The 13,207-nt window shown below is 37.8% G+C and carries 7 protein-coding genes; 4 read left to right on the top strand and 3 right to left on the bottom strand.

Annotated features, from left to right (window positions below; translation table 11 throughout):
- Positions 1-264 precede the first annotated feature (264 nt).
- Entirely contained in the window at positions 265-1,758 is a 1,494-nt protein-coding gene (locus tag AAEU29_RS17560) for a leucyl aminopeptidase (RefSeq protein ID WP_421974524.1), read from the top strand.
- 318 nt (positions 1,759-2,076) lie between these two features.
- Here the strand turns inward: AAEU29_RS17560 and AAEU29_RS17555 are convergent, their stop codons facing one another.
- Positions 2,077-4,290: a DUF5916 domain-containing protein gene (locus AAEU29_RS17555; RefSeq protein ID WP_421974523.1), complete on the bottom strand. Its 2,214-nt coding sequence runs from the start codon at positions 4,288-4,290 to the stop codon at positions 2,077-2,079.
- Between the two features lie 208 nt (positions 4,291-4,498).
- On the opposite strand from AAEU29_RS17555, the gene AAEU29_RS17550 reads away from it, so the two are divergent.
- A complete protein-coding gene (locus AAEU29_RS17550) occupies positions 4,499-7,318 on the top strand; it encodes a tetratricopeptide repeat-containing hybrid sensor histidine kinase/response regulator (protein WP_421974522.1) in 2,820 nt (939 codons plus the stop codon).
- A gap of 73 nt (positions 7,319-7,391) precedes the next feature.
- On the top strand, positions 7,392-7,664 hold the full coding sequence (locus AAEU29_RS17545) for a hypothetical protein (RefSeq protein WP_421974521.1): 273 nt from the start codon (positions 7,392-7,394) through the stop codon (positions 7,662-7,664).
- A gap of 160 nt (positions 7,665-7,824) precedes the next feature.
- Here the strand turns inward: AAEU29_RS17545 and AAEU29_RS17540 are convergent, their stop codons facing one another.
- Together AAEU29_RS17540 and AAEU29_RS17535 are read right to left on the bottom strand one after the other, a co-directional pair.
- Complete coding sequence (locus AAEU29_RS17540) at positions 7,825-9,771, bottom strand: methyl-accepting chemotaxis protein (protein ID WP_421974520.1); 1,947 nt, start codon at positions 9,769-9,771, stop codon at positions 7,825-7,827.
- Between the two features lie 168 nt (positions 9,772-9,939).
- Positions 9,940-11,883 carry a methyl-accepting chemotaxis protein gene (locus tag AAEU29_RS17535; RefSeq protein ID WP_421974519.1) on the bottom strand — a complete coding sequence of 648 codons (1,944 nt, stop codon included), beginning with the start codon at positions 11,881-11,883 and terminating at the stop codon, positions 9,940-9,942.
- 254 nt (positions 11,884-12,137) lie between these two features.
- Between AAEU29_RS17535 and AAEU29_RS17530 the strand changes: the two genes are divergently transcribed.
- The gene (locus AAEU29_RS17530; protein WP_421974518.1) at positions 12,138-13,178 is read left to right on the top strand and encodes an IS481 family transposase; all 1,041 of its coding nucleotides are present in this window, start codon (positions 12,138-12,140) and stop codon (positions 13,176-13,178) included.
- The last annotated feature ends 29 nt before the right edge of the window (positions 13,179-13,207 follow it).

Below are 13,207 nucleotides of genomic sequence, written 5' to 3'. Positions count from 1 at the left end.
CGCCACATCAAATGTCCCCAAAAAGTATGATAAACTTTACCGAAAAACTTGATATAACTCAATGTTTACGCTGCGATTTTGTGCGTTAAACATACAATATAAGTTGTTTTTTGTACCATTTATTTGACAAATTAGTTAATTTTTACTACTCAAAACGCATTTTTTTGTTATTTCACCTCACTATTTTGTGACTAGTCGTTTATCAATTAACTTTTTAAGCTTATTGCTGTAAATAACGTCAAAATTTATCTTGAAGGATCTCACATGAAAAAGTCTTTTCTAGCACTAGCCTTAGCGGCAACTTCTGCAATGCCTGTTGCAGCAGAACAGTTTAACTTTAGTGCAGCAACAACATCTGACTCTGATACCTTGGTTGTTTTTAAACATGAAAACCAAAACAATGATGTTTTTTCAAATTACCCATTTGCTGCCCAATTAGCAGAGGCGATTAAAGCAAACGATTTTAACGGTAAGTTCGCAAGTCAATTAGAAGTTATTGCACCGCAAAACAGCATTTATAAGCGTGTGATTGTGATCGGTTTAGGTGAAGATAATACACTTGAACAAGCAGAACTGACTAAACTTGGCGGCCAACTTTCAGGCATGCTCGAGAAGAAATACATCGAAAACATCGCAGTAGATGCAGCTTCATTTGGCGCAAACGATGTTGCCCTACTAGCTCATGGTATTAACCTTCGCGCATACCGTTTTGATAAATATCAAAAAGAAAAGCGTAATGAGAAAACATATACCTTTATCACACAGCAGGCAGATGAAACCAAAGCACACTATAAGCATCTAGCAAACATCGAAAAAGGGGTTTTTCTTGCACGTGATTTAACATCTGAAGTTGCAACAGAGATGACTCCGGTTGATTTTGCCAATGAAGCAAAGAAACTGAAAAAAATTGGTGTAAAAGTCTCAGTATTAACCCCTAAAGAAATGAAAAAGCTTGGGATGGGTGCACTTGAAGCTGTTGGTCGCGGTAGTAGTGAAGGTTCTCGCTTAGTTATTGCTCATTACAAAGGTAGCGATGACGCACCAATTGCCCTTGTTGGTAAAGGCATCACCTTTGATTCAGGTGGCTACAGTATTAAAACAGGTTCTTCAATTGCACGTATGAAGTCTGATATGGCAGGTGCAGCGGCTGCACTTGGTACAGTAAAAGCACTTGCGCTTAACGAAGCTAAAGTGAATGTTGTTGCTGTTATGGGTATGGCTGCCAACATGGTTTCAGAAAACTCAGTTGCACCCGGTGATGTTGTTCGTACAGCAGCAGGTCATTCTGTTGAAATTTTAAATACTGACGCTGAAGGCCGTTTAGTATTATCTGATGCTCTTTGGTATGCACGCACCGAATTTGAACCAAAAGTAATGGTTGATATCGCGACATTAACTGGCTCAAAAGTACGCGCTTTAGGTAACCGTTATGCTGCTGTTTTCTCAGATGATGACGCCTTAGTTGAATCACTCACAGTTGCAGGTAAGCAAGTAAACGAAAACTTATGGCGTTTACCACTTGGTTATAAAGATATGCTAAAGAGCCCGATTGCTGATTTTGCAAATATTGGCTCTGGTGGTCCAGGTGCTACAACAGCAGCAACATTCTTACAACAGTTTGTTGGCGATACTAAGTGGGCACACATTGATATTGCTGGTAATGCCCTTGCATCATCAGATAAAAATGAAGTGCCAAAAGGTGGTACCGGCTACAGCGTACGCTTATTAACGCAGTGGATTGAAAACCAATCTAAATAAGTTTTAATTAGAGCGTGTTGACCTTTGTTGTCAATTTCTGCAGCAGTTTGTTTGGCATTTAGACGAGGCAGAGCGATTGTCGTGTAGTTAATTTACATAAATGAGCGATAACAAAGTATAAATGCCAAACAAGCGCTGCCTAACAGGTTCAACCCAAAGCATTTTGTTCTTTGTTGTTGCTTCTTGACTTAGCCCGCTAGGCCTACAAAGCAACGCCGCGATCAAAATGCTTTGGATTTGAACAGAATTTAGACCTCAAAGATCAACACGCTCTAATAACAAAAGTGGGCAATGCCCACTTTTTTATTGAAACGCCAACTAGAGTTGCCACGCGTAGCTAAATTTGGTGAAAAATGTACGCTCATTTGCTTTTAAATGCTGCTCATCATCTTCGGCATAGCCATTATCTGAATAGCCTAAGTAAAACAGCGTTTGTGGGTTTATCTTGTAAGAGTAAATTAATTGCGTTGCAAAATCGCGCTCTTTACTGATTGGGTTAATTGCATCTAAAGGTGAGTCACCATATCTACCCATTTCATACTGCACCACAAGTTTTAACATACTCTGCATATTAAATTTCATATTGATGCGGAAATCCGTTAAGTTCACTCTAAACGATAATGCATCGTCTAGCTTCATTTCACTGTAGGTATGTTCAAGCTTAAATTGCAAATAATCGTTATAGTCCCAAGTCATGCCCGGATTTAAATACAGCGAATCGCCAAGTTCTGCATTGCGATAATCTATTTTATCACCTACTCGGCCATAAAATGTGAACTTCAAGTCACCATAAGGTTTAACTGTAAACCATAAATCGAGTAAATTTTCATCGTAATAACGTGAAATGTACTTAGATTCTCGAGTTAAAAAGCCAAGTTCGCTGTTTATGTTATAAATCGCTTCGATCCCTAGGTAAATCTCAAACTCTCTCTCTAAACGGTCGCCATGTTGTTCGTAAGTTATATCAAAATCACCAGCCACCCAATAATCTGTAATTGCATCGCCCTTTGGCATATACCAATGATATCCGCCACCAAACAAGCTTTTGTTATAACCCGCTTTAGTAATAAACCCGAGATCACTGCGGAAGTCTTCATCCACTTGCTGATAAGATGCAACTAGATCATATGCTTTGGTATCACGTTCAAATTTTACCGATAACGCATGACCGGATTGGTTTTTAGCTAAATCAAAATCGGATACTAACTCATCTGAGTTTTCGGTATCTGAATACGCCACTTGATAACTTATTTGATCTTGCTCTGACAAATAACTCGCACCGTCAAAAGACGCTAAATTGTTGAAATAGTTTTCACTTTGACGACTGGTTACTAGCAAACCGAGATTATCTCGAGAGCCATAATCAAGTTGATAGCTGGCTATTCCTGCATGAGCTTTTTCTTTAATAACAGCAAAATCAGAGCCCTGTGAACCAGGTAAAATAACCGCACTTTGTTGATCATCGGCATAGAGCACGCCATATGAATGCACGCCAGATTTACCGGTAATTTTCGCGCCTACATCAGGGTCAGCAATATTGCGTGTGTGTACTAAGTTTAATAATTCAGTTTCGAACGAATCTGCCCCGTCCAAAAAGAATGGACGCTTTTCTTCATAAAATAAGGCAAATGTGGTGTTTACATCTAATTGTCCGGCATCGGCTTCAATCTGCGAGAAGTCTGGATTAATGGTGGCATTTAAAATTGCATCAGAAGTTAAGCCATAACGAATATCAAGTCCTGGCTCAAATTCGGCATCACCATTATCCCAAGCATCACCTGTATCTCGTTTATCATTACGCGATGCAGTCAATGTAGGAGTTAATTGTAAATTCTTACTTGGTTTTGCGTTTTCTAAACCAGTGAGTTTATCGAATTGACAGAAACTACATTTAATATCGTAATCAAATTTAATGTTTGAGTATTGATTACGTACTTCCCTTGGCATGTTGCGATAAAGAGATAAACCCCATGTTTGTTTACCCTCAACAAGGGGGAAACGAATAGCTGTAAATGGAATAATCATTTCAACAGTATAACCGTCATCGGTTATCTGTGTTTTAGCGTCCCAAATAGCATCCCAAGATGGGTCTTCCATCCAAGTACCATAATCGGTCATACGGGCATCGGCTTGCGCACCTAACGCATTAACATAGAATTGATAACCTGTGCGTTCATCGTTAAAGGTGTCAATCATTAAAATAACATTGTCATCAGACCAAAGATCATCCCGGTCTCGAATTGATGCACGTATTTTTTCTGGATTTGGATCAAACGCTTTAAACGCAACATATAGCTGATCCCCGTCTTCATAAATCCAAGCATGGGTTTTTACTTTTGCTGGAATACCCTCTACAGGTTCTACTTCCCAGGGTAAGTCGATAAATGTTGCCTGCTGCCAATGTGGTTCATCTAACACACCATCTAACGTAATTGACGAATTAATTCTTTGGAGTTGATAGTTTTGTTTTGCCAACAACGGAGAGCTTACCAACAAGAAAAAAATTGCTAACATCCAAGACAATTTTTTCACACCGTATCCTTACTAAATTTTAAAATTTTGTTAATTTTTCCAATTAAGCAATTCTAGTGCCAAATACCTATTGATGTAAACTTATAATTTATAATGATTTTTATAACGTTCATGATTTAATACATCTCATTATTTCGTCGAATTTTCTTGAACTTAAGCATGCTTCTGCTTAAAGTAGCTGGTGGATAAAAAATAGATAGATAAAAGCATGGACCGTACAGTTAAAAAAGGAATTCTTCATTTACTATTATTAGTTGGTATTTGTTGCTCTTCTGTGGTTTTTGCAATTACTGATAACTCACTGTCGGCCAAAATAACCAATATCCAAAAACAAGCTGATCTTGGTCAACAAATTGACGCCTTTTATTTACTCACACAAAATAACGCATTAAACGATGAACAACACGCTCGTGTTCTTCACATTATCGCATCAAATTTAGCACAATCTGGCAAACTCAATGAGGCCATTACACCGCTTGATCAAGCACTAACTCTCACCCAGAACAAAGCAAAAATTGCCGATATTCATAGGCTTCTTGGCTTAATTTATTACTATATCAATATTCCTGAAGCTGCTATTAAGTACTACAACTTAGCCCTTCTATATCAGCTAGAAAAAAACGAACAAATCAAAGTAGCAAATTTAGAAAATAATATTGCCCTTGCATATGAAAAACTGAACCAATTTTCAAGGGCCCTTGATTATTACCAACAAGCTGAGCCTAGATATGCTCAATTTGGTACAAAACAAGATGTGTTAGATATCCAGCTTAATCGCGCAGGCTTACTTTCGAAGCTTGGCCATAATTACGATGCAATTTCACTCTATCAATCGCTATTAGATGAACATTCAAAAGAGTTAGACCAAGTCTCCCTGATATTGGCGCATAGTAATATTGCCGTTTCACTTAATGCTGTTGGCGAAGCAAAAAAAGCGGTTTACCATCTAGAGCAGGCAAAAACACTACTTGAGTCACACCAAGACACCTATCAACTTGCATCTGTCGAACTTAATTTAGCAGATAGTCATATTTGGCTTAATAATTTTCAACAAGCAAGAGTCCATATTGTTGATGCGGCTAAATTAAATGAACAACTTAATAACCCAACAATCAGTTTCAGTGTTGCATACCATCGTTCGCGAATTGCTGTGGCATTGGGCGAGCCAAGTATCGCATTAGTACAGATAAATAAAGCCATTGAGCTTGCGAAAAAATTTAACTATAAACACCAATTACAAAGGGCGTATAGCCACGCATTAATTGTTTATGGAGCAAATGGTTTAATTGAAAAGGCATACGCCATTCGTGAAAAACAACTGATTTTAAACAATGAGATTAAAGAGCAAAAAATGAAAGAACTGCTCAGTAAAGAGCAGTCAAAGAAAGATCGCGTTGATTTAGCTGACCGTGTTTCTGAGCTTGAAAAAGGTAACCAGGTCCAGAAGCTGGCAATTGAAAAATCTAAACAACAGCGGATTTTTTTCATAGTTGCAGGACTTTTAACAGTATTACTAATTGTTGCAGCACAGCGCCGTGCCCATGAGCGTAAAGCAAAAAAACAATTAGAAATGATTGTTGATAAACGTACCGCTGAATTACAGCAAACCAGTGAGCATTTAAGACAAGCCAGTTTAGTTAAATCAAAGTTTCTAGCCAATATGAGCCATGAAATTCGTACGCCGTTAACCGCAATTATTGGTCATTCAGAAGCTATGAGTAATAGCCATTACGATATGCGAAATTTTAATAAAGACCTTCGTATAATTAATAATAATGGTAAACATCTTCTTGATTTAATTAATGATATTTTGGATATTAGCCGGATTGAAGAGAACAAGTTAGAACTGGATATCACTACCTTTAACCTCAATTGTTTAATTGAAGAAATCAATGCTATGTTCACAACCTTAGCTGAGAAAAAGCATATTCAATTTCAAATTATTAATAGCCTAGATGAAGATTTCGCTATTAAAGCAGACCAATTCCGTTTAAAGCAGATCCTTTTAAATTTATGTTCAAATGCGGTTAAATTTACTGATAAAGGCAGTGTTACATTCTCAATTCGCGAAACCTTCACCGGCGTGCGCTTTAACGTGATTGATACCGGTATCGGAATGGAAGAAAAGCAGTTAGAAGAAATTTTTGACAGTTTTACCCAAGGTGATAGCAGCATCACACGACGATTTGGTGGCTCAGGGCTTGGTCTTTGCCTTTCTGAACAATTAGCTAATTTAATGAGTGGTTCTATTTCAGTAACTAGCGAAGTGAATAAAGGTAGCGAGTTTACTCTTCATCTAAACGTTGAGAAAAGTACACTGGCTAAACCGACCAATCAATTAAAACGTGATGATAAGGCTATTTTTGAAGGTAATGTATTAATTGCTGAAGATCATGAAGATAATCGAGAACTAATCGCAAGGTTATTAACCCATTTAGGTCTCAACGTATTTGCTGTTGCTAATGGTAAAGAAGCCGTTGAAGCATGCAAAAATGGCCGCTTTGATTTAGTTTTATTAGATATTCAAATGCCTGTACTTGATGGCATTGGTGCCTTAAAACAGCTTAAACTTTCAGGTTTTACGCAGCCAATTGTAGCTATTACTGCCAACACCATGCAACATGAAGTCGCGAGCTACCTTGAACAGGGCTTTTCAGATCACATTAAAAAACCCATAGAGCAAGATAATTTTATTTCTACATTAAAGAAATATGTTAGCTACGACAGTAAAACGCGAATCCACAAAGCGGTTAACTTTGCTAGTCAAATTGATAATAGTGATCTGTCGGAGAATTTTATTGCCAGTTTAGATGAAGAAAAAGCCGCATTAAAAGCGCTTTACCTAGCGCAAAATTGGCCTGAGTTACAACAAGCATTACACAAATTACGTGGCGCAGCTGCCATGTTCAACTATCATTCCATCGAAGAAGCTGCAGATTATTTTGAAAAAGCACTTAAATACAATGATAAAGATGCGTTTGCCGAGGCATTTGAAGGTATTGAGTTTGCCCTATCAGCGCAAAGTTAAGCTATCACATAATCTCAACTTGTTTTAATTAGGCATCAGAATAATTGCTATTTTAAAAGGGAAGTTAATTCACATGGATAAACTCTTAGTTTTAGGCATCGTATTTCAAATATTCTCGGTATTACTTATTTTATTTGCGGGTAATAAAAAGACGTATTTTAGTCAAAAGATAAAACAAATTGGCCAAGCGCTTACTATGGGTTTTTCACTCATTTTGATTACTCATTTCAGCGCTAAAATGAGCACATTTGCTCAAAATGTTGTCTTTGCACTTTGCATGTGTGTGATTGTGATATCACTTTTTAAATTTCTCTTAATCTTAAAAGAGTCAAGTGCGCCAAAATAAAGTTACAGTAAACATTAATTTAATATTAAATATAAAAGCCTTACTCCAACGTCAACAAGTACTATTAATGACAAGTAGCTCGGCTTTAACTCAATTACAATATTCTCGTATAAAGTAGCATGTGCCTTTACCTATTTACAAAGGCACATATGCCTTATACTTACACTTTAAAGCGTGAAATAAGCGCTGAAAGCTCAGACGCTAAGTCGCTTAATTGTTGTAACTGTGCTTTATCTTCAATCGCAATTGCGTTGAATTGACGCGATAGATCAGCAATCTCTACCGCCGATTCATTAATATGTTGAACAACACTATTTTGTTCTTCCGTTGCTGTGGCAATCTGTTGGTTCATATCTTTTACATCGGTAATACACGAATCAATTAATGCCAATTTTTTGCTAGATTCAAGCGAACTATCACTGACCGCTTTCGTTGTCTCGTAGCCATTAGCCATTGCAGCCAAAACAACTTCTGTTGATGTTTGAAACTGTTCAATTTGACTTCTTATCTGTTGCGTTGAGCCTTGTGTTTTACTTGCAAGGGTTCTGACTTCATCTGCAACAACAGCAAAACCTCTGCCCTGCTCGCCCGCGCGAGCTGCTTCAATAGCTGCATTAAGAGCAAGTAAATTTGTTTGTTCTGAAATCGCATTAATAACATCAACAATAGAGTTAATTGATTCAGCTTGTTCAGCTAAACGTTGAATGTCCTGATGTGCATTTTCAATAACCTTGGTCAAAGCTGCCATTGCGTTGGCATTAGCATCAATTTGAACCATGCTCTGTTTGGTATTTTCTACCGCTTCTTCACTGGTCTTCGCAGTATCAAGCGCTAGGTTTGATACTTCAGCTACTGTTGTTCCCATTTGAGTAATCGCCGAAGCGACTTGCTCACTTAAACCATCTTGTTGATACGATAAATTCGTAACCGTTTCAAACGAATTAACCAGCGCCTGAATATCTTCAACAAGCTGCGCTTCAATTTGTTTTAAGTTTGAGATCATACCTTGGTTATTTTCGATAACCGCGTTAAATCCTTTGGCGAGTGTGCCAAGTTCGTCACTTCGGCTTTCATCTAAACGAATGGTTAAGTCACCGTCTTGCTTGCCCATACCAAATAATTTATCAGAGATCGCCGCGATACTACGTGCAATACGATTTGCTTGAAAAACCATTAGAACAATAAATACCAGAGCAATAACGATGCTAACTCCCATTGTTTTTAACAAAGCACTGCTTACTTGCTCTGTTGTTTCACTGCTTGGCAGTAACGCAACTAGTTTAAGACCTGTGCCCTCAAGCTCTTGGCTTGCAACATAGTGCTCTACACCATCTAAATCATGTTTTTCAATTAAAGCTTGATTTGTGACAGCTGATTGAGCCACTAACTTAGCAATCGCTTGGTATTTTGAAATATTTGAAAAAGCCTCACCCACTAAATTTTCATTTGGGTGTGCTGCGATGGTATTATCTGATTTGACTAAGAAAACATAACCTGATTGCCCAATTTTATTACTTTTAATAATGTCAGTAATGCGACTGATATCATAGCCAAGGCCTGTTAGACCATAGACTTTGCCTGGTTGTTCTACTTTTACATTTACATAGGCTATTAGTTTATTTGTTTCTTGATGAATAGCTACTGCAAGTTGTTGTTTTAGCGGCTTTTGCATAAAGCTATAAAACCAACTATCACGGGCATCACTACGCGACATGGTTTTTAAAATGCCATCGTTTTGATAATACTTGCCTGTTATATTCGACACCCAAAAAACCACTGCAGCATCATTTTTAGCTTTAATATGCTGGAAATAGGCTTGTATCTCAGGCCATTGATTTGGATTTTCACCTTCAAAAGCCCAATTTGTTAGGTAGGTATTTTGCTCCATCGCATGTGCAAGTGCCAAAGGTGTATTCAACTCAGCACGAATACTCGCTTCAACTTTGCCAAGCAATGCCGGGAAGTATGCTTTATCATTAAATTTTTCAAATACTTGATTAAACTGAACACTAGTAAAAAGCGTAGAAAGTAATGTACTTAATACTAATGCACAGGTTATGGTTAAAATTAATGCGTTACGAATACTAATATTTAGACGTGTTTTCATACTACTGCTTTTTATTGTAATTGTTTTACTACCAATCAACATGTTGAGAGGCCAAATTGTTGAAGATTTTATTATAATTGGTACAAAGTTTCGAGCAGTAAGGTCAGTTTAACCTTGCAAAACAAGGTCAAACCAAACTTAAGTATGAGATTAAAGGTTAATCAATATTTAAACCGTGAATTCTGATATGAGTGAATTTAATTCCATCGCCAAGTTGTTTAATCGTTGTAATTGCTGCTGATCTGCCACAGCAATATCATTAAACTCTTTTGATAAATCAGCAATTTGCACTGCAGATTCGTTAATATGTTGAATTACAACATTTTGCTCTTCTGTCGCTGTTGCGATTTGCTGGTTCATGTCTTTAACAGCAGTAATACTTGAATCTATGGTTGCCAATATTTGTGCAGAACTGGCAGATGTATCACTTACTTTGGCTGTTGTTTCATTACCCTGTGCAATAGCATTTAATACAATTTCGGTGGAGCGTTGAAATTGATCAATTTGACCACGTATCTCTTGCGTCGAACTTTGTGTTTTACTTGCTAAGGTTCTTACTTCATCTGCAACAACAGCAAAGCCACGCCCTTGCTCACCAGCCCTTGCAGCTTCGATGGCTGCATTGAGTGCCAATAAATTAGTTTGCTCAGATATCGCATTAATTACATCAACTATAGAATTAATGGATTCTGCTTGCCCTGCTAATTCTTGAATATGTTGATATGCTTGCCCCATTACTTCGGTAAGCTGTCCCATGGCTTCGGAGCTTGAGCTCATATGTTCAATACTTTGTTGCGTATCACTTACTGCACGCTCACTGGTATTCGCAGTATCAAGTGCTAAATGCGATACCTCTGAAACTGTGGTACCCATTTCTGTAATGGCAGAAGCAACTTGCTCACTTAATGCATCTTGATTTGCTGACAGATTGGTTACTTGGTCAAACGAATCAACCAAAGATTGAATATCTTGCCCCATTTGCAGTTCGATGGCTTTTAGTTTGATCACCATTGATTGGTTATTCGCAATAACAGCATTAAAGCCTCGGGCGAGTTCACCTAGTTCATCCTGGCGCGAATCATCTAATCGCAAAGTTAAATCACCGCCTTGATTGCCCATATCAAGTAGTTTTTGACTGATACTGGCAATACTCTGCGCAATACGGTTTGCTATCCACACCATTATCACAATAAACAAAGTGGCAATAATGCAATTAACAGCAATGGTTTTGTACATAGCAGAAGATATTTTATTACTCATTTCACTCATTGGCATTACTGCTACTAATTGCCAGCCAATATCCTCTAAAGCTAAACTTGCTACGAAAGAGTCAGCACCATTAAGTGCTAATTGGGTTAATTGTGGCTCTTTGCTATCTTGAGTCTTACTCAAAAAGTTTGAAAGTGGTTGATATTTATCAATCGACTGATAACTTTTGCCTACAAGCGCCTGATTAGGGTGAGCTGCGATATTACCATCTGATTTTAAGAGAAAAACATACCCTGTTTTACCAATTTGATTCTGGCTCACAATCTCAATTATTTTACTAATATCATATCCAAGACCAGTTAAACCTAGCTCTTGCCCGTTATGATTTACTTTGACATTGATAAAAGCGGTTAAACGTTTGGACTGTTGATCAACATCAACTGCAATTTGCTGGCGAATAGGCGAAGACATAAAATTAAAAAACCACTGATCGCGTTCACTTGAAGCAGACATTGTTTTTAATATGCCATCGTTTTGATAGTACTTGAGGCTTTGATTTGATACCCAAAAAACAACCGCCGCATCGTTTTTATCTTTAATATTAGAAAAATAACGCTGTATTGTTGGCCACTCACTTTCATTCTCACCATTTATTGCCCACTGGCGAATAAAATCGTTTTGTTCTAAAGCGCGTGACAGTGCAATGGGGACATTTAATTCTGCTCGAATACTCGCTTCAACCTTACCAAGTAAAGCTGGGAAATATTCGTTTTCGTTAAATTCATCAAACACTGAATTAAATTGTGCACTGCTAAAAAGTGTTGTGAATAACGTTGTAAGAACAAGCGCAAGGGTTATTGTTGCGATAAGTGCGTTGCGAATGCTGATATCTGAAAGCTTCATAAAACATCATTTTGATAACCGATATAAAAAGAATAGACCAAAATGACATTTATAAAATCGATATTGTATTTATTCGAATAAAAACAATATCAAGAGAGAAAGTCACTGCGTTTTAAAACACAGTGACTATTAAAGTGATTAATCTGAATTAGTCTCGACTTGATCTGACATTTCGATTTGAAAAATTGAGAGTTACCCGTTTTGATAAAGGTGTCGAATCTTAAATCAAAACAACCGAAAAGGTGGTAACTCTCATGTTGCATACTAACAATCCAATCATAAAACACAAAACTGGTTTGCTTAATCTTGCTGAAGAATTAGGTAACGTTTCTAAAGCCTGTAAGGTGTTGGGTGTTTCAAGAGACACATTTTATCGATACCAAGAGTTAGTCGAAGATGGTGGCTTGGATGCGTTAATTGATAAAAGTCGTAGAGCGCCAAACATCAAAAACAGGGTAGATGAAGTAACGGAGCAAGCTGTGGTTAAGTACGCTATTGACTACCCAGCTCACGGCCAGCATAGAACAAGCAACGAACTTAGGAAACAAGGTGTATTTGTATCAGGTAGCGGTGTTCGGTCAATATGGTTACGTCACGATTTAGAGAACTTTAAGAAGCGCCTGAAAGCCTTAGAAGACAAAGTAGCTAACGAAGGCATTATCTTAACTGACAGCCAAATCGCAGCGCTTGAGAAAAAGAAAAACGATGACGAAGCTTGTGGAGAAATTGAAACAGCTCATCCTGGTTACCTTGGCTCACAAGATACATTTTACGTGGGTAATCTCAAGGGGGTTGGACGTATCTACCAGCAAACGTTCGTTGATACGTACAGCAAAGTAGCATTCGCTAAGCTCTACACCACCAAAACGTCTATTACAGCTGCGGACATACTGAACGACAGAGTTCTACCTTACTTCGAGCAGCATGAGCTGCCAATGCTGCGTATACTCACGGACAGAGGTACAGAGTATTGCGGTAAAGTTGAGCATCATGATTACCAGTTATATCTGGCGATTAACGATATCGATCACACAAAAACAAAAGCCATGTCACCCCAGACAAACGGCATCTGTGAGCGATTCCATAAGACGATACTAAACGAATTTTATCAGGTAACGTTCCGTAAAAAGCTGTATAGCTCGCTAGAAGAATTGAAAATGGATCTGGACGAATGGATGGTTTATTACAATAATGACCGAACTAATCAAGGAAAAATGTGCTGTGGCAGAACGCCATTGGCAACATTAGAAGATGGAAAACTCATTTGGGCAGAAAAGAATTTAGCTCAAATCTAAACTGACAGTCACCGATTGAAAAACGGGTA

Origin of the sequence: Pseudoalteromonas aquimarina, from assembly GCF_049257255.1 — a bacterium.
Taxonomy (GTDB): Bacteria; Pseudomonadota; Gammaproteobacteria; order Enterobacterales; family Alteromonadaceae; genus Pseudoalteromonas.
The sequence above is the reverse complement of the archived record's forward strand: the minus strand, read 5'-3'. Positions and strand labels throughout refer to the sequence as shown.

What these genes read in the sequence shown, in the direction of transcription:
- AAEU29_RS17560 (WP_421974524.1), top strand. Translation starts at nt 265, where the DNA reads ATGAAAAAGTCTTTTCTAGCACTAGCCTTAGCGGCAACTTCTGCAATG.
- AAEU29_RS17550 (WP_421974522.1), top strand. Translation starts at nt 4,499, where the DNA reads ATGGACCGTACAGTTAAAAAAGGAATTCTTCATTTACTATTATTAGTT.
- AAEU29_RS17545 (WP_421974521.1), top strand. Translation starts at nt 7,392, where the DNA reads ATGGATAAACTCTTAGTTTTAGGCATCGTATTTCAAATATTCTCGGTA.
- AAEU29_RS17540 (WP_421974520.1), bottom strand. Translation starts at nt 9,771, where the DNA reads ATGAAAACACGTCTAAATATTAGTATTCGTAACGCATTAATTTTAACC.
- AAEU29_RS17535 (WP_421974519.1), bottom strand. Translation starts at nt 11,883, where the DNA reads ATGAAGCTTTCAGATATCAGCATTCGCAACGCACTTATCGCAACAATA.
- AAEU29_RS17530 (WP_421974518.1), top strand. Translation starts at nt 12,138, where the DNA reads ATGTTGCATACTAACAATCCAATCATAAAACACAAAACTGGTTTGCTT.